General features: G+C 68.3%; 17 protein-coding genes, 2 rRNA genes and 1 pseudogene. 8 read left to right on the top strand and 12 right to left on the bottom strand.

Going from position 1 to position 23,362, the window contains the following annotated elements; genetic code table 11:
• The first annotated feature begins 73 nt into the window (after positions 1-73).
• The 8 genes and pseudogenes from QE454_RS03720 to QE454_RS03750 all read left to right on the top strand — a co-directional run bounded on the left by QE454_RS03720 (position 74) and on the right by QE454_RS03750 (position 7,828).
• Positions 74-928, top strand: a complete 855-nt coding sequence (locus tag QE454_RS03720) for a class I fructose-bisphosphate aldolase (RefSeq protein ID WP_307458020.1) — start codon at positions 74-76, stop codon at positions 926-928.
• Positions 925-2,079 (top strand): Gfo/Idh/MocA family protein, encoded by a 1,155-nt coding sequence (locus QE454_RS03725; RefSeq protein ID WP_307458017.1) that lies wholly within the window; start codon positions 925-927, stop codon positions 2,077-2,079. The genes QE454_RS03720 and QE454_RS03725 overlap by 4 nt, the downstream gene beginning before the upstream one ends.
• Before the next feature lie 122 nt (positions 2,080-2,201).
• On the top strand, positions 2,202-3,197 hold the full coding sequence (locus tag QE454_RS03730; protein ID WP_307458013.1) for a LacI family DNA-binding transcriptional regulator: 996 nt from the start codon (positions 2,202-2,204) through the stop codon (positions 3,195-3,197).
• Positions 3,198-3,265: 68 nt separating this feature from the next.
• Positions 3,266-4,168 (top strand): SDR family oxidoreductase, encoded by a 903-nt coding sequence (locus tag QE454_RS03735; RefSeq protein WP_307458008.1) that lies wholly within the window; start codon positions 3,266-3,268, stop codon positions 4,166-4,168.
• Positions 4,169-4,419: 251 nt separating this feature from the next.
• Positions 4,420-4,812, top strand: a pseudogene (locus QE454_RS17230) (alpha/beta fold hydrolase); the annotation flags it as partial.
• 85 nt (positions 4,813-4,897) lie between these two features.
• Entirely contained in the window at positions 4,898-5,815 is a 918-nt protein-coding gene (locus tag QE454_RS03740) for an alpha/beta hydrolase (protein ID WP_309668526.1), read from the top strand.
• The gene (locus QE454_RS03745) at positions 5,812-7,365 is read left to right on the top strand and encodes a GMC family oxidoreductase (RefSeq protein ID WP_307458003.1); all 1,554 of its coding nucleotides are present in this window, start codon (positions 5,812-5,814) and stop codon (positions 7,363-7,365) included. The genes QE454_RS03740 and QE454_RS03745 overlap by 4 nt, the downstream gene beginning before the upstream one ends.
• A 118-nt stretch (positions 7,366-7,483) precedes the next feature.
• The gene (locus tag QE454_RS03750; RefSeq protein ID WP_210072800.1) at positions 7,484-7,828 is read left to right on the top strand and encodes a LysR family transcriptional regulator; all 345 of its coding nucleotides are present in this window, start codon (positions 7,484-7,486) and stop codon (positions 7,826-7,828) included.
• 252 nt (positions 7,829-8,080) lie between these two features.
• On the opposite strand, the gene QE454_RS03755 is transcribed toward QE454_RS03750, so the two are convergent.
• The 12 genes from QE454_RS03755 to QE454_RS03810 all read right to left on the bottom strand — a co-directional run bounded on the left by QE454_RS03755 (position 8,081) and on the right by QE454_RS03810 (position 23,048).
• On the bottom strand, positions 8,081-9,721 hold the full coding sequence (locus QE454_RS03755) for an ABC-F family ATP-binding cassette domain-containing protein (protein ID WP_309668527.1): 1,641 nt from the start codon (positions 9,719-9,721) through the stop codon (positions 8,081-8,083).
• Positions 9,722-9,805: 84 nt separating this feature from the next.
• A complete protein-coding gene (xerD, locus tag QE454_RS03760; protein WP_307458000.1) occupies positions 9,806-10,735 on the bottom strand; it encodes a site-specific tyrosine recombinase XerD in 930 nt (309 codons plus the stop codon).
• Position 10,736: 1 nt separating this feature from the next.
• The gene (locus QE454_RS03765) at positions 10,737-11,315 is read right to left on the bottom strand and encodes an NUDIX hydrolase (protein WP_210072794.1); all 579 of its coding nucleotides are present in this window, start codon (positions 11,313-11,315) and stop codon (positions 10,737-10,739) included.
• A 1-nt stretch (position 11,316) separates the two neighbouring features.
• A complete protein-coding gene (locus QE454_RS03770; RefSeq protein WP_210074117.1) occupies positions 11,317-13,014 on the bottom strand; it encodes a CTP synthase in 1,698 nt (565 codons plus the stop codon).
• A gap of 257 nt (positions 13,015-13,271) precedes the next feature.
• Positions 13,272-14,972: a DNA repair protein RecN gene (recN, locus tag QE454_RS03775; RefSeq protein ID WP_309668528.1), complete on the bottom strand. Its 1,701-nt coding sequence runs from the start codon at positions 14,970-14,972 to the stop codon at positions 13,272-13,274.
• Positions 14,969-15,889 (bottom strand): NAD kinase, encoded by a 921-nt coding sequence (locus QE454_RS03780; protein ID WP_210072790.1) that lies wholly within the window; start codon positions 15,887-15,889, stop codon positions 14,969-14,971. The genes recN and QE454_RS03780 overlap by 4 nt, the downstream gene beginning before the upstream one ends.
• Positions 15,886-16,686, bottom strand: coding sequence for a TlyA family RNA methyltransferase (locus tag QE454_RS03785; RefSeq protein WP_307457993.1), 801 nt, complete (start codon positions 16,684-16,686; stop codon positions 15,886-15,888). Before QE454_RS03785 ends, QE454_RS03780 begins: the two co-directional genes overlap by 4 nt.
• Positions 16,683-16,844: a hypothetical protein gene (locus tag QE454_RS03790; RefSeq protein ID WP_307457991.1), complete on the bottom strand. Its 162-nt coding sequence runs from the start codon at positions 16,842-16,844 to the stop codon at positions 16,683-16,685. The genes QE454_RS03785 and QE454_RS03790 overlap by 4 nt, the downstream gene beginning before the upstream one ends.
• A 19-nt stretch (positions 16,845-16,863) precedes the next feature.
• Entirely contained in the window at positions 16,864-17,901 is a 1,038-nt protein-coding gene (locus QE454_RS03795; protein ID WP_307457987.1) for an HAD-IIA family hydrolase, read from the bottom strand.
• Positions 17,898-18,923 (bottom strand): hypothetical protein, encoded by a 1,026-nt coding sequence (locus QE454_RS03800; protein ID WP_307457985.1) that lies wholly within the window; start codon positions 18,921-18,923, stop codon positions 17,898-17,900. Before QE454_RS03800 ends, QE454_RS03795 begins: the two co-directional genes overlap by 4 nt.
• Before the next feature lie 796 nt (positions 18,924-19,719).
• Positions 19,720-19,836, bottom strand: a 5S ribosomal RNA gene (rrf, locus tag QE454_RS03805).
• Between the two features lie 102 nt (positions 19,837-19,938).
• Positions 19,939-23,048 (bottom strand): 23S ribosomal RNA (locus QE454_RS03810).
• Between the last annotated feature and the right edge of the window lie 314 nt (positions 23,049-23,362).

Here is a 23,362-nt window from a genome sequence, read left to right on the forward strand (position 1 = left end):
GTCTTGCGCCCCGCATACTGACCGTCGAGCGCAGAGCCGCGCCCCGACACGACACTTCGGAGACCCACACCCCATGTCGAAACCCCGCCTCAACCGCCTCTTCAACGCGCGCTCCGGCCGCGCCCTCGACGTCGCCGTCGACCACGGCGCCTTCCACGAACACTCGTTCCTCACCGGCATCGAAGACATGGCGAAGACCGTCGCGACCCTCGTCGACGCCGGTCCCGACGCCGTGCAGCTCACGCTCGGCCAGGCGCCGCTGCTGCAGTCGGTCCCCGGCAAGCAGAAGCCCGGACTCGTGCTGCGCACCGACATCGCCAACGTCTACGGCGACCCGCTCGAGACGCCGCTGCACAGCATCCACGTCCCGGATGCCATCGAGGTCGCCGTCCGCCTCGACGCCGTCGCCGTGTGCGTGAACCTGCTCGATCTGCCCGGCGAACCGCAGGTGCGCGAGCAGTGCATCCGCTCGATCCTCGCCCTGCGCAGCGACGCCGAGAAGTACGGGATGCCGCTCATGATCGAGCCTCTCGTCATGCAGACCAAGCCCGGCACCGGCGGCTACGGCGTCGACGGCGACACCGCCAAGGTCGTCACCCTCGTCCGCCAGGCGCGCGAGCTCGGTGCCGACCTCATCAAGGCCGACCCCACCGACGACATCACCGAGTACCACCGGGTCATCCAGGCCGCCGGCGACACCCCCCTGCTGGTGCGCGGCGGGGGTCGGGTCGACGACCGCACGCTTCTCGAGCGCACGAAGGCGGTGCTCGAGCAGGGTGCTCGCGGCATCGTCTACGGTCGCAACGTCATCCAGCACCGCGACCCGGCCGGCATCACCGCGGCCCTCATGGCCGTGGTGCACGACGACGCCTCGGTCGACGAGGCCCTCGCCCTCATCGGCGGCACCGACGAAGGAGACCGCGCATGACCGGCAGGAAGATCGGCGTCGGCATCATCGGCGGCGGCCTCATGGGGCGCGAGATCGCCGCGGCGCTTCGCCGCTGGCCCGCTCTCATCGACCACCCCGCCGAGCCCGAGCTCGTCGCGGTCTGCGACATCAACCCGGCGGCGCTGTCGTTCTTCGAGCGCATCGACACGGTGCAGCTCACCACGACCGACCACCACGAGCTCCTCGCCGACCCGCGCGTCGACGTCGTGTACATCGCCGTGCGACACGATCTGCACGAGCGGCTCTACGTCGACACCGTCCGCGCGGGCAAGGCCCTGCTGGCCGAGAAGCCCTTTGGGATCGACCGCGCGGCCGCCGACGCGGTGGTCGCGGCGATCGACGAGACGCCCGGGTCGTTCGTCCGCGTCTCGAGCGAGATGCCGTTCTTCCCCGGCGCGCAGTGGGCGGTCGATTACGTCCGCTCGGGCGCGCTGGGCCGCATCGTCGAGGCGAAATGCACGTTCCTGCACTCGAGCGATATCGACGTGAACAAGCCCCTCAACTGGAAGCGGCAGAAGCAGTTCTGCGGCGACGCCGGTGTGCTCAACGACCTCGGCATGCACACGTGGCACGTGCCGCTGCGCCTGGGATGGACGCCCGAGAAGGTCGTCGGCATCCTGCAGGACATCGTCACCGAGCGCCCCGGCCCCGACGGCACGCTCCAGCCCTGCGACACCTGGGACAACGCGGTCATCCACTCGTGGGCGCGCCACGACGGCGCCCCGTTCCCCCTCACCACCGAGACCAAGCGCATCGCGCCCGGGCAGAAGAACACGTGGGAGTTCGAAGCCATCGGCATGTCGGGCGGCGTGCGCTTCAGCACCAAGAACCCCAAGCGCGTCGAGGTGTTCGCCTTCGTCGACGTTCCCGGGATCGGCCGCGAGCAGAGTTGGCAGAGCATCGACGCGGGCAGCCAGTCGGTGTGGCCGACGGTGACGGGCCCGAACTTCGAGTCGGGGTTCTCGGATGCCATCCTGCAGATGTGGGCGGCCTTCCTCGCCGAGTTCGTCGGTGAGCTCGACGACGGGTTCGGCTGCGTCCGCCCCGAAGAGGCCGCGTTGACCCACCGCCTCTTCGCCGCGGCGATCGCCTCGCACGAGACGGGTGCGCAGGTCACGCCCGAGGCGTGACGACGGAAAGAGGGGGTGCCCGCCGCGTGCGGACACCCCCTCTTCCGCGTTCTCCGGCGCCACCGGCGGTATCCGTATGCTCGAAGGGTGCCGACCCCGCGCGGCACCACCCGAGGAGACGCATGCGCAAGACCGGCCGGCCCACCATGATCGACGTCGCCGCCGACGCCGGGGTGAGCCTGAAGACCGTCTCGCGCGTGGTCAACGGGGAGCCGAACGTCGACCCCGCCATGATCGAGCGAGTGCTCGCATCGGTCGGCCGGCTCGGCTACCACCGCAACTCCCTCGCCGCCAGCCTGCGATCGGGCAACCGCGACACGATCGGTTTCGTCGCCGCCGACCTCTCGAACACGTTCTACATGGCGATCGCCGCCGCCGTCTCCGCGATCGCCACGCGCGAGCGCATGCACCTGGTCATGGCATCCAGCGAAGAAGACGCCGATCTCGAACGCACCCTCGCCCTCGATCTGTGCCAGCGCCAGATCGGCGGCCTCATCGTCGTCCCGACCGCGGCCGACCACTCCTACCTCTCCCGCGAGGTGGAGCTGGGAACGCCGGTGGTCTTCCTCGACCGTCCCGGCAGCGGCGTCCCCGCCGACGCGATCCTGCTCGACAACCGCGGCGGGTCTCGCTCAGCCGTCGCCGAGCTGCTCGAGAGCGGGCACCGCCGTGTCGCCGTCCTGCTCGACTCCGCCGAGATCTACACGATGGTCGAGCGCCTCGCCGGAGCACGCGAGGCCTTCGCCGCCGCGGGTCTCACGCTCGACCCCGCCCTGGTCGTCGACGGGTTGCACACCCCCGCCGTCACCCGTGACGCAGTGCACCGGCTCCTCGACTCCGCCGACCCGCCCACGGCGGTCTTCTGCGCGAACAACCGCGTCACGATCGGAGCCCTCGAGGCGATCCTGCCCCGCGGCGCCGAGGTCGCCATCGCCGGCTTCGACGACTTCGAGCTCTCCCGCCTGCTCCCCCGCCGCATCCGCATCGTCGACTACGACGTGACGGAGCTCGGCACGCGCGCCGCCGAGACGCTGCTGGCGCGGGGAGCCGACCCCGCGACGGGCTCTCACACGCACCTCGTGCCGACGCGTCTCGTCGACCGGGGCGGAGTGAGCTGAGCCTGGACGGCATCCACTCTCCCGTCAAGGCCGCGCACCGCGGAGCCCGTCCTGCATAGCGTCGACGCATGAGTTCCGATCGCGATCAGTTCACCTTCGACAATCCCGTCACTCGTTACGCGCGCGTCGAGCCGCCCGTGCAGCACCAGCCCGAGCCCGGCGTCCAAGCGGATATGACACCGGTGCCCGACCTGGGCGAGAAGACCTACCGCGGACTCGGCCGCCTGGTCGGCCGCAAGGCCCTCATCACCGGCGGCGACTCCGGCATCGGCGGCGCCGTGGCGATCGCGTTCGCCCGCGAGGGAGCCGACGTGGCGATCGTGCACCTGCCCGACGAGCAGCGCGACGCCGACCACATCCTCGAGCAGATCCGGGATGCCGGCCGCACCGGCGTCTCGATCGCGACCGACATCACCGATCCCGCCGCGTGCCGCGAGCTCGTCGCCCGCACCGCCGAGGCGCTCGGCGGCCTCGACATCGTCGTGAACAACGCGGGCAAGCAGGTGATGGTCGAGAAGGTCGACGACCTCTCCGACGAGCAGTTCGAGCAGACCTTCCGTACGAACGTCTTCGCTCCGTTCTGGATCACCAAGGCGGCGCTCGCCCACCTTCCCGAGGGCGGCACGATCATCAACACCGCCTCGCTCGAGGCCTACGTGCCCGCGCCCGACCGCCTCGACTACGCCGCGACGAAGGCCGCGATCAACAACCTGTCGAAGGGACTCGCGCAGCAGCTCGCCTCGCGCGGCATCCGGGTCAACGTCGTCGCACCCGGGCCCACCTGGTCGGCCCTGCAGGTGAGCCAGGGTGTCTCCGACGATCAGATGGAGCACTTCGACGACGAGAGCACCTACCAGCGCGCCGGTCAGCCCGCTGAGATCGCGCCGGCGTTCGTCTTCCTCGCCTCTGCGGAGTCGAGCTACGTCTCGGGCGAGACCCTGAACGTCAACGGCGGCATGGTCACGCCGTAACCCGCGCGCCCCGATCGCCCCGGCCCGCCGCGTGCGGACGGGGCGATCGTCGTGTGCGAATCTCCTGAGGTCCGCGCGGCCCGACCTCGCATACCGGGTGGCGGCCCCGCACCACGCGGCGAGGGCTGCCGCTTCTCAGGAGTTCGGTACGCGGTCCCCGCACCGCCGATCGTCCCGTCGCGGTGCTTGCGCAAATCGTGCCGTTGCGCAAGCGACCCTCCGCGGCCCCTCTCGTAAGCGAGCGTGAGTGCATGCCCACCGAATCCGCTCCCGCCACAGACGGGGCACCCCTCACCCTGTACCTGCTGCACGCGCTGGGGGCCAGCTCCGGATCCTTCGACCGTCTCGCCGACGAGCTCGCGGGCGACGTGCGCGTGCAGGGCATCGACCTGCCCGGTTTCGGCTCCGCCGCGAGCGCCCCTGACGCCACGCTCGACGAGACCGTCGACCACGTCATCCGGCACCTTTCCGAGCACGCGAACGGTCCGTGGATGCTCGGCGGCCATAGCATGGGCGGCAAGATCGCCGCTCTGGTCGCAGCCCGCGTGCTCCGCGGCGAGGCCCCTCTCTTCGGGCTGCGCGGCATGGTGCTGATGGCGCCCTCCCCGCCACGCCCCGAACCCATGGACGAGGAGCGTCGTGAGCGGATGCTCTCGTGGGTCGACGAAGGAGCCATCTCCGAGCACGACGCCGAGACCTTCATCGACCAGAACACGGCCGAACCCCTCGATGCCGGGGCGCACTCGCTCGCCTCTCGCAGACCTCCGCCGCACCTCGCCCACCGCGTGGCGCGCGTGGCTCGAGACGGGGAGCCGCGTCGACGCGACCGTCGAGGTGCAAACGCTCGACCTGCCCGTGCTCGTGCTCGCCGGCACCGACGACGCCGATCTCGGCGCGTCCGCCCAGCCCGAGCTGCTCGCCTCCGTCTACCCCCGCGCGCGGTTCACGGCCCTCCCCGACACGGGGCACATGATCCCGCTGGAGCGCCCGGCCGAGGCGGCCGAGGCGATCTCCCGCTTCATCGCCGACGAGGTGCGGGTCGGACCCGTGGTGCCGGAGGACTGGGCCCGTCTGATCGCGGGCGATCGCGTCGACGACCGGGTCCGCGGCATCCTGGCCCGCCGTGGCATGCCCGACGACCGCGGTTACGCTCCCGCGGCGCTGAACCTGGCGCAGCTGACCCTGCTGCGCGAGATCGCCGACCTCGTCGTTCCGCAGGACGGGCCGGCGATCGACATCGCCGGACGCGTCGACGCTCAGCTCGCCCGCGGCGAAGGGGACGGCTGGCGCAACGCCGACCTGCCCGTCGACGTCGAGGCGTACCGCACCGGGCTCGACCAGCTGGCCGCCACCTGGCCCACCGATCCCGCCGAGCGGGCCGAGACCTTCCGCGCCGCCGTCGAGGGCGAGTCGGATGCCGAGGGCACCTTCGACGCCGCCCAGCTCAAGGCCTGGCTCGAAGACGTGCGCAACGACCTCGTCCGACAGTGGCTCGCCCACCCGGCGAGCATGGCGCGCGTCGGGTACGACGGCTTCGCCACCGGCGGCAGACCCATCCGCGGATACGTGGAGCTGCGTCTCGGACGCCGCGAAGACTGGGAGCCGGCGAACGTCGGCGGCACGATCGCGACGGGAGACGCGGCATGAACCTCGAAGCGATGCGCACCTACACCGACGACGAGATCGTCGATGTCGTGGTGGTCGGAACCGGTGCCGGCGGCGCCCCCCTCACCGCCGAGCTGGCGCGCAAGGGACTCACCGTCGTGGCTCTGGAGGCGGGGCGGCACTTCTCGCTCGACGACCTCACCCCCGACGAGACCGAGGCCGTCGAGATCAACTGGATGTCGGAGCGACTCAGCGGCGGCGACGACCCCACGGCCTTCGGCCCGAACAACAGCGGACGCGGCGTCGGCGGCTCGATGCTGCACTGGGGCGCGTTCACCCCGCGCCCGGATCGCCGCGACCTCGCGCTGCGCACCGAGTCGGGTGTGGGCCGTGACTGGCCGGTCGACCCCGACGAACTGCTCTCCTACGTCGAGCGCGTCGAGGGGGACATCGGTGTGTCCGGACCGACCCCGTACCCCTGGGATCCGTCGCGCCGATACGCCTACGCCCCGGCGAAGCGCAACGCCCCGGCGAATCTCGTCGCGAAGGGCTGCGAGGCCCTCGGCGTCCGCTGGGCCGACGCGCCCGCGGCGGTGCTGACGCGGGCACGGCTGCAAGACCACCACGGCGAGCGCAGCGCCTGCGTGAACTGCGGCGAATGCCACCAGGGATGCCGGGTGGATGCCAAGGCCTCCACCGCGAACACGTATCTGCCCGCGGCGGTCGCGGCCGGTGCCGAGATCCGCAGCGAGTCGATGGTGCACGGGATCGAGCTCGACGCCCGCGGCCGTGTCGAGGCGGTCGTGTACCGCAAGGGCGGCGTCGATCGTCGCCAGCGCTGCCGCGCACTCGTCCTGGCCGGTGGGGGCGTCGAGACGCCGCGCCTGCTGCTGCACACGGGCCTGGCGAACGACAACGGCCAGGTCGGCCGCAACTTCCTCGCCCACGGCGCCACCCAGGTGTGGGGGCGGTTCGACGAGCCGGTGCGCGGGCACCGCGGATACCCCTCGTCGCTCATCAGCGAGGACATGATGCGTCCCGCCGATGCGGATTTCGCCGGCGGCTACCTCGTGCAGAGCCTCGGCGTCATGCCCCTGACCTTCTCGACCACGCTCGTGCGCGGCGGCGGCCTCTGGGGTCCCGAGCTCATGCAGCGGCTGGATCAGTCACGGTTCATGGCCGGTATCGGCATCAACGCCGATTGCCTGCCGTCGGACGACAACAGGCTCGAGCTGGTCGACGAGACCGACGAGTTCGGCATCCCCCGCGCTCGGGTGAGCTTCACCGCCGGTGAGAACGAGAAGGCGATCGACAAGCACGCCACCGCGTTCATGCTGCGGGTGATGGAGGCCGCCGGGGCTCGCGAGACCATGGTCCTCGCCCGCACCGCGCACACGATCGGCACGTGCCGCATGTCGAACGACCCGTCCGACGGAGTGGTGGACGCCGACGGGCGCTCGCACGAGATCCCGAACCTCTGGATCTGCGACAACTCGGTCTTCCCCTCCGCCATCGCGGCCAACCCCGCGCTGACGATCATGGCCCTGTCGCTGCGCACCGCCGACCGCTTCCTCGCCGCGGCCGCCGCCTGACCCGCGGCTCCGTCGTCCCCTCCCGTCGAGTGTCCAGGACACGCCGCCTCCGCCCCGCGCGAGGTGGCGTGTCCTGGACACTCAACGCCGCACCTCGCAACACGGGAGAATGGATGCCATGAAGCTCGAGCACCTCGTCCGGTTCGCCGCCCTCGCAGAGGAGCTGCACTTCCCGCGCGCGGCCGACAAGCTGCGTATCCCCCTCGCCTCGCTTTACACCACCGTCGACAAGCTCGAGGAGGAGGTCGGCCAACCCCTCGTGCAGCGCACGGCGCCCACGCGGCTGCTGCCGGCCGGTGAGCTGCTGCTCGAGGAGGCCCACCGTCGCATCGCCGATGCTCCTCCCGCGGCGCCCCGGCAGAAGGCTCCCGGCGGCGGCAAAGCGAAGGCGAACAAGGGCAAGGGCCGCGCCCCGATCGTGAAGGGCGAGCCCAAGCCCTACAAGAAGCGCCAAGGCCGCTGACTCGGCCCACTCCCCACGCATAAACGCGATCTCCGCCCAGAAACACGTGCTGCACGCGTTTCTGGGCGCGGAAAGCGTTTCCGCGCAAGTTCCGGGCGGGCTCGGCGGCGTCCCACCCGCGCCTCGGATCGTAGGCCGGGGCCGCTGCCCCAAGGCACGGTCGGCCCCGCCGGCCAAGCGCACCGGGGCCGGCGGCCGGCGCACGCTCGACGAGGCCGAACAGCGCACCGGGGCCGGGTGGCCCTGACCGCTCTACAGCTCCGTGACCTGCCCGGCCTCGACGCGCCAGCGACGGTCGGTCTGCACCGCCGAAAGCATGCGTCGGTCGTGCGTGACCAGCAGCAGCGTCCCCGTGTACGACTCCAACGCCTGCTCGAGCTGCTCGATCGCCGGCAGGTCGAGGTGGTTCGTCGGCTCGTCGAGCACGAGCACGTTCACCCCGCGCGCCTGCAGCAGAGCGAGCCCCGCGCGCGTGCGCTCTCCCGGCGACAGCCCGTCGACCGGACGCGTGACGTGATCGGCCTTGAGACCGAACTTGGCCAACAGCGTTCGCACCTCGCCGGCGTTCATCTCGGGCACGAACCCCTCGAACGTCTCCGCGAGCGCTCGCTCTCCCACGAACAGCGACCGGGCCTGGTCGATCTCGCCGATCTCGACGCTCGCGCCCAGGCTCGCCGACCCTTCGTCCGGCGTCTGACGGCCCAGGATGCCACGCAGCAGCGTCGACTTTCCGGCACCGTTCGGCCCCGTGATACCGATGCGCTCCCCCGCATTCACCTGCAGCGAGACGGGGCCGAGGGCGAAGTCGCCCTGGCGGAAGACCGCGCCCGACAGGGTCGAGACGACCGAGCTGGACCGCGGTGCCGAACCGATCGTGAACTCGAGCTGCCACTCCTTGCGCGGTTCCTCGACCTCGTCGAGACGGGCGATCCGGCTCTCCATCTGGCGCACCTTCTGCGCCTGCTTCTCGCTCGATTCCGTGGCGGCCTTGCGGCGGATCTTGTCGTTGTCGGGCGACTTCTTCATCGCGTTGCGGACGCCCTGACTGGACCACTCCCGCTGCGTGCGGGCGCGCGCGACCAGGTCGGCCTTGGTGTCGGCGTACTCCTCGTACTTCTCGCGCGCCTGACGCCGCAGCGTGGCGCGCTCCTCGAGGTACGCGTCGTACCCGCCGCCGTAGAACCGGTGGGAGTTCTGCGCGAGGTCGAGCTCCAGCACGCGCGTCACCGAACGGGCGAGGAACTCGCGGTCGTGGCTCACGAGCACGACGCCGCCGCGGAGCCCGCGCACGAACGTCTCGAGACGCTCCAGCCCGTCGAGGTCCAGGTCGTTGGTCGGCTCATCGAGCAGGGCGATGTCGAAACGCGACAGCAGCAGAGCTGCCAGACCCACGCGCGCGGCCTGGCCTCCGGACAGACCCGTCATCTCGGCATCCGCACCGACTTCCAGCCCCAGGTCGGCGAGCACCACCGGCATCCGCTCGTCGAGGTCGGCGGCGCCGCTCGCGAGCCATCGTTCGAGGGCTGTCGCGTAGGCATCGTCGGCTCCGACAGCCGCAGGATCGCCGAGCGCTGGCGCCGTGGCATCCATCTCGCGGGTCGCCTCGGCGGCGCCCGTCCGTCGGGCGATGTACTGCGCGACCGTCTCCCCGGCCACGCGCTCGTGTTCCTGCGGCAGCCAGCCGACGAACGCGTCGGCGGGAGCGAGGCTGACCGTTCCCGCCTGCGGCTCGTCGACGCCGGCGAGCAGGCGCAGCAGAGTCGACTTACCGGCCCCGTTCGCCCCGACTACACCGACGACGTCTCCCGGTGCGACCGTCAGGTCGACGCCGTCGAAGAGCGTGCGGTGTCCGTGGCCCCCGGCGAGGCCCTGTGCGACGAGGGTGGCGGTCATCCCTCTAGTGTCTCAGGGCGCCGTCGGGCCCCGTACCCGCACCGCCCCGGTCCCCTCACCCGCCGAAGGCCCTGGATGCCGTCCCTACCTTGCCCGAGGGTGAGACGTCGCGTACACGTCGCGGAGCGCGTCGACCGACACATGCGTGTAGATCTGCGTCGTCGACACCGAGGCATGACCGAGCAGTTCTTGCACGACCCGCACGTCGGCGCCGCCCTGCAACAAGTGGGTGGCGAAGGAGTGGCGCAGCGTGTGCGGCGACACGTGTGCCGTCAGTCCCGCGCGCTCCGCCGCGGCCTGGATGATGAGCCAGGCGCTCTGGCGCGACAGCGGGGCACCGCGCACGCCCAGGAACAGCCGAGGCGTCGCACGCGCCTTCGCCGCCCAGGCCGGGCGTACCCGGGTGAGGTAGGCCTCGATCGCGGCTTGCGCGTACGACCCCACCGGCACCACGCGCTCCTTGTCGCCTTTTCCGCGCACGCGCAGAAGGTCTCCGTGGGCGGTGTCGTCGACGTCGAGCTGGACGATCTCCGAGACCCGCGCCCCGGTCGCGTACAACAGCTCGAGCAGGGCCCGGTCGCGGACCGCCGACGGCTCCGCCGCGGACGCGTCCGCCGATCCCGGCGCGGGCCCCGCGGCATCCAGGAGCTCGTCTATCTGCGTGACGGTCAGCGCCTTCGGGAGCCGCCGCGGGGTTTTCGGGGGTCGAAGTCTGCCGCTCGGGTCCGCGTCGACCCGACCTTCCCGCACGAGGAACCGGTGCAATCCGCGCACCGACGACTGCAGACGAGCGAGCGACGACGACGCGGGCGGCGGTTCCGTCGAGGCCCGCTCCCCCGCGAAGTCCGCGACGAGGGCGGGAGTCACCTCTTCGACGGTGCCGAGGCCGCGCGCGCGGAGCCACTCGACGTACACCGCGAGGTCGCGGCGGTAGGCCGACACCGTGTGGTCGGAAAGACCGCGCTCGAGCGCGACGTGCCGGAGGTAGGCCTCGACCGCCCGCTCGAGTTCCACGTCAGCGGGTGGACGCCTCGCGGCGCAGCACTTCTGCGGCGGCAAAAGCGCCCGTGGCCAGGATGCCGTTACGCAGGCGTCCCGCGAGCACTCCGTCGATCACGTCCGCGAGAGGCACGCGTTCGACGCGCATGTCGGACTCCTCGTGCTCGCGCTCGTAGTCGGTCTCGACGCTGCGCAGGCCGCGGGCGAGGAAGAGGTGCACGACTTCGTCGTTTCCCCCGGGCGTGGTGTGCATCGACACGAGATGCTGCCAGCGGTCGGCCTCGAGGTCGACCTCCTCGGCCAGCTCGCGCTTCGCCGTCTCGAGAGGAGGCTCGCCGGCCACGTCGAGGAGACCGGCCGGGATCTCCCAGTCGCGTTCCTTGATGGGGTGGCGGTACTGCTGGATGAGCACGACGTTCTCGTCGTCGTCGAGCGCGACGACCGCGGCCGCACCCGGGTGCTCGACGTACTGGCGGGTCATCTCGCCGTCGCCGTACCGCACGGTGTCGGACCGCACGTCCCAGACGGCGCCTTCGTAGACGAGCTCCGTCGAGACCAGCTCGAGGTCGACCTTCTCGTCGCGCAGCTCCTCCACGTCAGTCCTCCTCGACGTCGAACAGCTCGCTCGAGCGGTGACGATCCAACGCCGCCGCGACGAGACCGCGGAAGAGCGGGTGCGGCTCGGTCGGCCGCGAGCGCAGTTCAGGGTGGGCCTGGGTGGCGATGTAGTACGGGTGCACGTCACGCGGCAGCTCGACGAACTCGACGAGGTCGAGATCGGGGTTCACGCCCGAGAACACCAGGCCCGCGTCGCTCAGCTGCTGGCGGTAGGCATTGTTGACCTCGTAGCGGTGGCGGTGGCGCTCCGAGATGGTGCTCGATCCGTAGACCTCCGCGGCGAGGGATCCCTCCGAGAGGGCTGCCGGGTAGAGCCCGAGGCGCATCGTGCCGCCCAGGTCGCCGCTCTGCAGGATGTCGACCTGCTCGGCCATCGTCGCCACGACCGGGTGCGCGGTGTCGGGATCGAACTCGCTCGACGACGCCCCGTCGAGACCGGCGACCGTGCGCGCGTACTCGATGACCATGCACTGCAGGCCCAGGCAGATGCCGAGCGTCGGGATGCCCTGCTCTCGCGCGAAGCGCAGGGCTCCGAGCTTGCCCTCGATGCCGCGGATGCCGAAGCCGCCCGGAACGATGATGCCGTCGACCGCGCCCAGTGCCTTGGCGGCGCCCTCGGGCGTCTCGCACTGGTCGGAGGGGATCCACGTGATCTTCACGTGGGTCTCCTGGCCGAAACCACCGGCCTTGATGGCCTCGGTGACCGAGAGGTAGGCGTCGGGCAGGTCGATGTACTTGCCGACGAGACCGATCGTGACCTCGTGCTTGGGATTGTGCACCGCCTGCAGGACGCGCTGCCAGCGCGACCAGTCGACGTCGCTCGCCTTGTCGAGGTCGAGGGCGTCGACGATGTGCCCGTCGAGGCCCTGGTCGTTCAGCATCGAGGGGATGTCGTAGATGCTCGGGACGTCGATCGCGTTGACCACGGCATCTTCGTCGACGTCGCACATGAGCGCGATCTTGCGCTTGTTCGACTCGGTGACCGGCCGGTCGCTGCGCAGTACGAGCGCGTCGGGCTGGATACCGATAGAACGAAGGGTGGCGACGGAGTGCTGGGTGGGCTTGGTCTTCTGCTCTCCCGAGGCTCCCATGAAGGGGACCAGCGAGACGTGCACGAAGAAGACGTTCTTTCGTCCGAGCTCGTGGCGGATCTGACGAGCCGACTCGATGAAGGGCTGCGACTCGATGTCGCCGACCGTGCCGCCGATCTCGGTGATGATGACATCGGGCTGCGGCTGCTCGCTCGCCTGAAGGCGCATGCGGCGTTTGATCTCGTCGGTGATGTGCGGGATGACCTGCACGGTGTCGCCCAGGTACTCGCCCCGACGCTCGCGCGCGATGACCTGCGAGTAGATCTGGCCGGTGGTGACGTTGGCCGCCTGGCTCAGCTCGATGTCGAGGAAGCGCTCGTAGTGGCCGATGTCGAGATCGGTCTCGGCGCCGTCATCGGTGACGAAGACCTCGCCGTGCTGGAACGGGTTCATCGTTCCGGGATCGACGTTCAGATACGGGTCGAGCTTCTGCATGACCACGCGGAGACCGCGAGCCGTGAGGAGGTTGCCGAGGCTTGCCGCCGTCAGGCCCTTTCCCAGGGAGGAGACGACACCTCCGGTGACGAAGATGTGCTTCGTCGTGAAAGTCGTGCCGTCTGATTGTCCCGCGTCCGAAGTCTGCATCACGGGCTTCGATCCTATCAGTCGCGTGTGGGGGTTCGACTCCGAGTGTCGCACCCCCCTCCGACATCCACGTCACGTTCGCGTGACGATGCCGCGTCGGCGTGTGCCGACCACAGCGGTGGAGACGAGCGCACAGTGGGCGAAAGCATCTGCTCGACGTCGCCGCCGAAGAGAACGGATCGGCGGCGAATGTCAGATCAGACCCGTCCGTCGACGACGAGGGCCACCGGCTGCCCGGCTCGTCCTCGTCGGTCGCCTCATCGGGATCGCCCGGTCTCCAGCAGCTCGCGGGCGTGGGTCAGAGCGGCATCCGAATCGCTGAGCCCCGACAACAGGCGGGCCATCTCGGCTTCGCGTTCCGCGCCGTCCAAGCGTCGGACACTGGATGCCGTGACCGCTCCGTCATTCCCCTTGACGACCGTCAGGTGGTTCCCGGCGAAGGCCGCGACCTGGGCGAGGTGCGTGACCGCGATCACCTGCGAAGACTCGGCGAGCCGGGCGAGACGACGGCCGACCTCGATCGCCGCTGCACCGCCGATACCGGCGTCGACCTCGTCGAAGACGAAGGTCGGAACGGGGTCGACACCCGCGATGACGACCTCGATCGCGAGCATGACACGGCTCAGCTCTCCACCCGACGCTCCCCGCGAGACGGGCCGAGGGTCGGCGCCCGGGTGCGGAGCGAGCAGGATCGCGACCTCGTCGCGGCCATGACCGGCCGGGGTCGCGGGCGCCACGTCGACGCTCAGACGGGCGTCGGGAAGAGCGAGCGCGTGCAGCTCCTCGGTGACGGCAGCGCTCAGCCGTTCGGCGGCCTCGCGTCGCGCGGCGGTCAACGCCTCCGCTGCGGCGTCGAGTTCGGCGGCGGCCGCGTCGCGCTGCGTCTCGAGCCGCTGCAGACGGTCGCCGTCGTCGTCGAGCTCGACCAGGCGGGCCGAGCCCGTCTCGAGCAACGAGATCGCCGCGTCCACGGAACCGTGCGCGCGGACGAGCCCCGCGATCACGCCACGCCGCTCGTCCACCACGGCCAGCTCGTGCGGGCCGGACTCATCGAGATCGGCGAGATAGCCCGACAGGGCGACGGAGGCATCGGTTGCGCGGTACCCGAGATCGGTGACGAGCGCGCCGATCTCCGCGAGCGCCTCATCGCTGCCCGAGATCCGCTCGAGGGCCCGGCGGGCCTCCGCCAGAAGCGTCACGACATCGGGTGAGCCGTCCTCGCTCGACAGAGCGGCGTGCGCCGTCACGGCGGCGACGCGCAGGTCCTCGGCGTTGGCGAGGCGCTCGGCTCGGCGAGCCAGCTCCTCCTCCTCGCCGGCGACGGGAGCCACGGCCTCGATCTCGGCGATGGCCGCGCGCAGTCGCTCCGCCTCGCGCGCCCGCTCATCGCGGTCCGCGGTGAGGTACAGGGTGGTCAGTTCGGCATCCAGCCTGCGCCAGACGTCCCAGGCGGCGCGGTACGCCGTCCGGGCGGCGCCGACGGGCTCACCGCCGAAGCGGTCGAGGGCGTCGCGCTGGGCCGACGAGGACTTCAGACGCAGTTGGTCGGACTGCCCGTGCACGACCACGAGGTCGTCGGCCAGGTCGGCGAGAACTCCCGCGGGGGCCGTACGGCCGCCGACGGTGGCACGGCCACGCCCCTCGCTCGAGACGGTGCGTCCGAGATAGAGCTCGGCGGACCCGCCGCCGACGGGCTCGACGTCGCCGCCGGCCTCGCGCACGCGCGCGGCGACCACCCCTTCTTCGGGGACGAGCCACACGCCTTCGACGGCAGCCTGAGCCGCCCCCTTGCGCACCGCGCCGGAATCCGCACGCTGGCCGAGCAGCAGTCCCAGGCCGGTCACCACCATCGTCTTTCCCGCGCCGGTCTCACCGGTGATGGCGGTGAAGCCCCGCCCGATCGGAAGCGTCGCGTCGGCGATGACCCCGAGGTCGCGCAGCCGCATCTCCTCGATCACGCCGCACCCCCCGGCATCCCACGCCACCCCGTGACCGGGAGTCGGAACTTGCGGACGAGGCGGTCGGTGAAGGCCGCGGGGTGAAGGCGCGCGAGGCGGACGGGGCGCGACGAACGGCGCACCATCACGCGGGCGCCCGGGGGCAGCTCGTGCGAGCGACGGCCGTCGCACCACAGGATGCCGCTGCCGCTGGTGCGCTCGAGCACCTCGACGGCCACCATGGCGTCGGGGCTGACCACCAGCGGGCGGGCGAACAGAGCATGCGCCGAGAGGGGGACGACGGCGATGGCCTCGACCGTCGGCCAGATGACGGGCCCCCCGGCCGAGAAGTTGTAGGCGGTCGAACCGGTCGGGGACGCCACGACGATGCCGTCGCACCCGAACGACGACAGCGGTCGTCCGTCGACCTCCATGACGACCTCGAGCATCCGCTCCCGGCTGGCCTTCTCGACCGTGGCCTCGTTCAGAGCCCAGGTCTCGAAGATGACCTCGTCGTCGGCGTCGAGGACACGCACGGCGAGAGCGAGACGTTCTTCCACGACATAGTCGCGATCGATCACCCGGCGCACGGCGTCGTCCATGTCGTCGCGTTCGATCTCGGCGAGGAAGCCGACGTGGCCCATGTTGATCCCGAGGATGGGGACCGTTCCGCCGCGGACGACCTCGGCCGCCCGCAGAATCGTGCCGTCGCCGCCCAGGACGATCGCCAGCTCGATCTCATCGATACCCACGTCGACGCCGAGGGTCTGCACGCCGTCGAGCGAAAGCCGCTCCGCCAGTTCGGGCCGGTCCTCCGCGGACACCACCGGTGTGGCACCGGCCGACCGCACGGCGGTCAGGATGCGCTCGGCAGCATGGACGGTGTCGTCACGGCGCGCGTGGACGACGAGGAGGATTCGGCGATCGCTGGGGGTCATCGGCTTCCGGTCAGTCGGGTCACGGTGCTCTCCCATTCTGAGGGGTCGCTGCCCCGAGTGGCCGAGAACCACGCGACGTACTCCTGGTTGCCATGCGTGCCGACGACGGGGGACGCGATCAGACCCGCGGTCTTCAGCCCCGCATCCCATGCCGCCCAGAGGACGCCGTGCACGGCATCCGACCGCAGTGCCGGGTCGGTCACGAGCCCGCCCTTCACCGACGTACGCCCCACTTCGAATTGCGGCTTCACAAGCAGCACGATGTCAGCGTCGGGCGCTGCCGTGGCGACCACGGCGGGCAGCACGTGCTCCAGCGAGATGAAAGAGAGATCCCCCGTCACCACGGTGGCGCGCTCGGCGACGCCGGTGGCGTGGGCGAGAGAGTCGGCGGTCATGAACCGCACGTTATACCCCTCGACCGACACCACGTCGGGGTCCGCCTCGATGACGGTGGATAACTGTCCGTGCCCGACATCCACGGCCATCACCGGTCGCGCCCCACGTTCGCGGAGGACCTGCGTGAAGCCGCCCGTCGATGCCCCCATGTCGAGGGCGACGCGATCCCGCACCTCCAGGCCGAAGGCATCGAGAGCCGCGAGCAGCTTGTGAGCGCCGCGGCTGACGTAGTGGTCTGCGCCGGCGACCTCGATGACGCTCTCGGCCTCGACCTGAGCCGCCGCTTTGACCACCGGGCGTCCGTTCACGGTCACGAGGCCGTCCGAGATCAGCTGCGCCGCGTGCGAGCGCGAGCGCGCGAGTCCCCGCGCGGCGAGTTCGGCATCGAGGCGCGAGGTCACGACGGCGAGGACGGATCGGCGGGTGCGGACTCGAGGCGTCGAGCCAGTTCCTCGTGCACGGCGGCGTAGGCGGCCGCGCGGGTGTCGAGGGGCTGCTCCTCAATGAGGCGCAGCCGATCGACGAGCCCGGCGGCATCCGGGGCGGAGCTGTCGGACATGGATGCCATGCTACCGACGTCAGCGCACGCGGAACGGGTCCGCGTAGAGCTGTTCAGGAACCCGGAAGCCGAAGATCGCCCGTCCGCTGTTCCAGATGGCTGCGGCCCCCGCGCGCAGGAGGTCGATCTGGCGACCTCCGTCGTTCACGATCCGCAGATCGACGCCGTCGATCTCGACGATCGCATCGCCCACGCGGGTACGTTCGCCCTTGACGACCGTGACGGGGTACGGCTCGAACAACTGCCGGAGGTCTTCGACGATGTAGTCCGGGCGCTGCGAGGGCGGTGCCGCGAGGATCTGCTTGGGACGGTCGATCCCCGTCAGCACCAGCAGGGACCGCATCTCCGCGGTGCGCGCACCCTGGATGTCGGTGTCGAGACGGTCACCGATGAACAGCGGCGTCTGCGCGCCCGTACGGGCGACGGCGACGTCGAAGATGGGTCGCTCGGGCTTGCCGGCGATCGTCGCCAGTCGGCCGACGGCCGTGTGCACGGCGGACACGAGCGTGCCGTTGCCCGGCGCGATGCCACGCGCCTGCGGAATGGTCCAGTCGGAGTTGGTCGCCACCCAGGGGATGCCCCCCTGTTCGACCGGTGTGGCCAGAGCGTAGGCCGCCTCCGCCAGATGGACCCACCCGACGTCCGGCGCGAACCCCTGGACGACGGCGGCCGGATCGTCGTCCGCACTGCGCGTCACGACGAATCCCGCCTTCTCGACCTCGACGACGAGGCCCTCTCCGCCGACGACCAGCAGGGTCGAACCCGCGGGAACCAGATCGCGCATGAGACGCATCGCCGCCTGGGGGCTGGTCGTGACGTCATCCGGAGCGACACGCAACCCGAGCGAGGTGAGGTGCTCCGCCACCGACGCATCGGTACGCGAAGCATTGTTGGTGATGTACCCGAGCCGGCGCCCCTCCTGCTGGGCGCGGTTCAGGCTGTCGACCGCGTGCGGGAGAGCACCAGGCCCGGCATACACGACACCGTCCAGGTCGGCCAGCACGACGTCGATGCCGTCGAGGGGCGTCGGCGGAGGGGTGCTGCGCCCGAAGATCATCGCGCGTCTTCCTCGTCACTCGACACGTCGTCGCCTCCGTCGGCATTCGCGTCGACGGAGGTGTTTTCTCCGTCGACGTCGACGACGTGCTCGTCGCCTCCGGACTCGACCGAGTCCTGGCGGTCCTCCTCGAGGGGGATGACTCCGGATGCCACATCCACACCGCCTTCGTCATCGATGAGCTCGATCTCCTCGACGACGATCACCTCGCGGTCGGCGACACCGGCAGCCGCGTCGAGCGCGTCGGCCGCGATCGACGCCCGACGTTCCCACTCTTCGGCTTCGTCCGCGCGTCCGAGCTCTTCGAGCACCGCAGCGCGAGCGGAGAAGAGCGCGGGGCTCCATTCGAACGCGCGGTCAGGGTCGGCCTCGGGGATCTCGAGCTCTTGCAGAGCGCGATCGGCCTGGCCGAGGTCGAGTCGCGCGCCGGACATGGCGATCGCCAGCTGCACGCGCACCGGGACCGACAGCGTCGACCGGTCGACCGCGCGGCCCTCCTCGAGCGCACGATCCGGGCGACCGACACCGCGCTCGCTATCGACGATGAGCGGGAGCTGGTCGTCGGAGCCCGTGATGCGGCGGTGCGTGCGCAGCTCGCGAAGCGCCAGGGCGAAGTCCCCCACCGCATAAGCGGTGATGGCGACCGTCTCCCGGACCACGCCAACGCGTCCCGCGCTTCGGGATGCCGCCAGCGCGTGCTGGTGGGCGAGCTCCGGGTCTTCGTCGATCACGCGAGCCGCCATCGCGAGGTGGCGGGCGACGTTGTCGGCGTTGTCCTTGCTGAGGGTCTTCAACTCGTTGCGCGCCGCGCCCGGCAGATCGTAGGCGGTGATCTCCTCGGGGATCTCGGGGCCGCGCTCGCGACGGTCCTGAGGCGGCCGCGTGGCCCGCGAGTCCTCGCGATCGAACCTGCGGGGCGCCCCGGCACCCGGACGACGGTCGCCCGTCGGACGACGGTCCGTGCCGGAGAAGCCGCGGGAATCCCCGTCACGACGGACGGGACGATCCCCGTCGCGACGCACCGGGCGGTCGCCGTCACGACGAACGGGCCGCTCGCCATCACGTCGGAACGGACGATCCCCGTCCCGACGCACGGGCCGGTCACCGTCACGACGAACCGGACGGTCGCCATCGCGACGGAACGGACGATCCCCGTCGCGACGAACCGGACGATCCCCGTCGCGACGAACCGGACGATCCCCGTCACCACGGAAGGGACGATCCCCATCCCGACGCACGGGCCGCTCGCCGTCGCGACGGAACGGACGATCACCGTCCCGACGAACAGGTCGGTCACCGTCCCGACGAACAGGCCGGTCACCGTCCCGACGAACAGGCCGGTCACCGTCCCGACGAACAGGCCGGTCGCCGTCGCGACGGAACGGACGATCCCCATCCCGACGAACCGGACGATCCCCGTCACCACGGAACGGACGATCCCCATCCCGACGAACGGGCCGATCTCCATCGCGACGAACCGGACGATCACCGTCACGCGCGGGGCGACCCGTGCCGCCACCGTCGCGACCGGAAGGGCGCGCGCCACCATCGTGTTCACGGCGGAACGGACGCAAGTCACCCTCACGACGCGCACGACCCGAACCTTCGCCGTCGCGACGGAACGGGCGGTCGCTCCGCGACGAAGAATCGTTGCCACGGGAGGACTGTCCACGCCCGGACGCGCGGTCGCCCGAGCGCCCTTCGTTGCTCCTGCGATCGTTCGCGTCGTCCGTAGACATGACTGTCCTTCCCGGGAAAAAGTGCCCGTAAATGCGAAATGGCCACCCAACGTTGGGTGGCCATTTCGACTGAAAAGAAGTCCGGCGGTGTCCTACTCTCCCACAGGGTCCCCCCTGCAGTACCATCGGCGCTGAGAGGCTTAGCTTCCGGGTTCGGAATGTAACCGGGCGTTTCCCTCTCGCTATGGCCGCCGAAACACTATTGATGTTTCACAAACCAACAACGACATGATCATTGTTGAGTTCCCGACCGTACATCGAGAACCACTCAGTGGACGCAAGCACCAAAAACAGGTGTGTTATCAAGTCATCGGCTTATTAGTACCGGTCAGCTTCACGTATTACTACGCTTCCACATCCGGCCTATCAACCCAGTAGTCTGGCTGGGAGCCTCTCACCATAAAGGTATGGAAGTCTCATCTTGAGGCCGGCTTCCCGCTTAGATGCTTTCAGCGGTTATCCATCCCGAACGTAGCTAATCAGCGGTGCTCCTGGCGGAACAACTGACACACCAGAGGTTCGTCCAACCCGGTCCTCTCGTACTAGGGTCAGATCCTCTCAAACTTCCTACGCGCGCAGCGGATAGGGACCGAACTGTCTCACGACGTTCTAAACCCAGCTCGCGTACCGCTTTAATGGGCGAACAGCCCAACCCTTGGGACCTACTCCAGCCCCAGGATGCGACGAGCCGACATCGAGGTGCCAAACCATGCCGTCGATATGGACTCTTGGGCAAGATCAGCCTGTTATCCCCGAGGTACCTTTTATCCGTTGAGCGACAGCGCTTCCACAAGCCACTGCCGGATCACTAGTCCCGACTTTCGTCCCTGCTCGACCTGTCAGTCTCACAGTCAAGCTCCCTTGTGCACTTACACTCGCCACCTGATTGCCAACCAGGTTGAGGGAACCTTTGGGCGCCTCCGTTACATTTTGGGAGGCAACCGCCCCAGTTAAACTACCCACCAGGCACTGTCCCTGAACCGGATCACGGTCCTAAGTTAGATATCCAGAGTGACCAGAGTGGTATTTCAACAATGACTCCACACTCACTGGCGTGAATGCTTCACCGTCTCCCACCTATCCTACACAAGCCACACCGAACACCAATACCAAGCTGTAGTAAAGGTCACGGGGTCTTTCCGTCCTGCTGCGCGTAACGAGCATCTTTACTCGTAATGCAATTTCGCCGAGTTCGCGGTTGAGACAGTTGGGAAGTCGTTACGCCATTCGTGCAGGTCGGAACTTACCCGACAAGGAATTTCGCTACCTTAGGATGGTTATAGTTACCACCGCCGTTTACTGGGGCTTAAATTCTCAGCTTCGCCTTACGGCTAACCGGTCCTCTTAACCTTCCAGCACCGGGCAGGCGTCAGTCCGTATACATCGTCTTGCGACTTGGCACGGACCTGTGTTTTTAGTAAACAGTCGCTACCCACTAGTCTCTGCGGCCACCACACCCTTTCGGAGCAAGTCCTAATAAGTGGATGGCCCCCCTTCTCCCGAAGTTACGGGGGCATTTTGCCGAGTTCCTTAACCACGATTCTCTCGATCTCCTTGGTATTCTCTACCTGACCACCTGAGTCGGTTTGGGGTACGGGCGGCTAGAACCTCGCGTCGATGCTTTTCTTGGCAGCATAGGATCACCCACTTTTTATCCGCATCGTGTCTCAGCCTCATGACTCCCGGATTTGCCTAAGAGTCGGCCTACGCACTTGCACCAGGACTACCATCGCCTGGCTTGGGCTACCTTCCTGCGTCACACCTGTTAATACGCTAGCCGCACCAGCATGGGGTCGAGCGTTCACACACACCCGCCTCACCCCGAAGGGATCCGCTAAAGCGTGAGCTAGGACTCTTAGCACCACTGGATTGACTGGGGCGGTTCTTCGCCGGTACGGGAATATCAACCCGTTGTCCATCGACTACGCCTGTCGGCCTCGCCTTAGGTCCCGACTTACCCAGGGAAGATTAGCTTGACCCTGGAACCCTTGGTCTTTCGGAGGACGTGTTTCTCACACGTCTTTCGCTACTCATGCCTGCATTCTCACTCGTGTAGCGTCCACGGCTGGGTCACCCCGCCGCTTCACTCGCCACACGACGCTCTCCTACCCATCAACACGGCTGGACCACGAAGGCCTACCAAAAATGTCAATGCCACAACTTCGGTGGCGTGCTTGAGCCCCGTTACATTGTCGGCGCGGAATCACTTGACCAGTGAGCTATTACGCACTCTTTCAAGGGTGGCTGCTTCTAAGCCAACCTCCTGGTTGTCAAAGCAACTCCACATCCTTTCCCACTTAGCACGCGCTTAGGGACCTTAGTTGGTGGTCTGGGTTGTTTCCCTCTCGACTATGAAGCTTATCCCCCACAGTCTCACTGCTGCGCTCTCACTTACCGGCATTCGGAGTTTGGCTGACGTCAGTAACCTTGTAGGGCCCATCGGCCATCCAGTAGCTCTACCTCCGGCAAGAAACACGCAACGCTGCACCTAAATGCATTTCGGAGAGAACCAGCTATCACGAAGTTTGATTGGCCTTTCACCCCTATCCACAGCTCATCCCCTCAGTTTTCAACCTAAGTGGGTTCGGTCCTCCACGACGTCTTACCGTCGCTTCAACCTGGCCATGGATAGATCACTTCGCTTCGGGTCTAGGACACGCGACTGAATCGCCCTATTCAGACTCGCTTTCGCTACGGCTACCCCACTCGGGTTAACCTCGCCACGTATCGCTAACTCGCAGGCTCATTCTTCAAAAGGCACGCTGTCACCCCTACTAAGGAGGCTCCAACGGTTTGTAAGCAAACGGTTTCAGGTACTATTTCACTCCCCTCCCGGGGTACTTTTCACCTTTCCCTCACGGTACTTGTCCGCTATCGGTCATCTGGGAGTATTTAGGCTTATCAGGTGGTCCTGACAGATTCACACGGGATTTCTCGGGCCCCGTGCTACTTGGGATACTTCTCACGCCAAGAACAGGCATTTCGACTACGGGGTTCGCACCCTCTATGACCGGCCATTCAAAACCGTTCGTCTATACCCTCTTGTCACGTCGATCATTCGGCAGAACAATCAGAAAAGTCCCGCAACCCCCAACATGCAACGCCTGCCGGCTATCACACACGCTAGGTTTAGCCTCTTCCGGTTTCGCTCGCCACTACTTACGGAATCGCTTTTGCTTTCTCTTCCTGTGGGTACTGAGATGTTTCACTTCCCCACGTTCCCTCTACCCGCCCTATATATTCAGGCGGGAGTCACCAGGTACGCACGCGCCCTGGCGGGGTTTCCCCATTCGGACATCCTCGGATCAAAACTCGCTTATCAGTTCCCCGAGGCTTATCGCAGATTGCTACGTCCTTCTTCGGCTCCAGATGCCAAGGCATCCACCGTTTGCTCTTAAAGACTTGAAATCACATGAGTTGAATCGTCAAAAAATTGACTAATGATCTTTAAGATCATCTTCACGACACAACCAAAAAGTCATGTCGAAGATGCTCGCGTCCACTGTGTAGTTCTCAAAGTACGGGCGGTACCCACCCCACACGCCACAACCGTGACAGCAGGGAAGGCCCACGAGGAACAGCCACCAACCACACCAGCCTTCCGACTAGCGCAACCAGCGCCCGGCCCCTCAGGACCCAACAGCGTGCATGTACCCACCCCACCAACCCGAACCGTTCCCACAGCAAGCTGCGTACTAGACCCGAACCATCGGCATGAGCAC

The sequence above is a fragment of the Microbacterium sp. SORGH_AS_0454 genome (genome assembly GCF_031453395.1).
GTDB lineage: Bacteria > Actinomycetota > Actinomycetes > Actinomycetales > Microbacteriaceae > Microbacterium.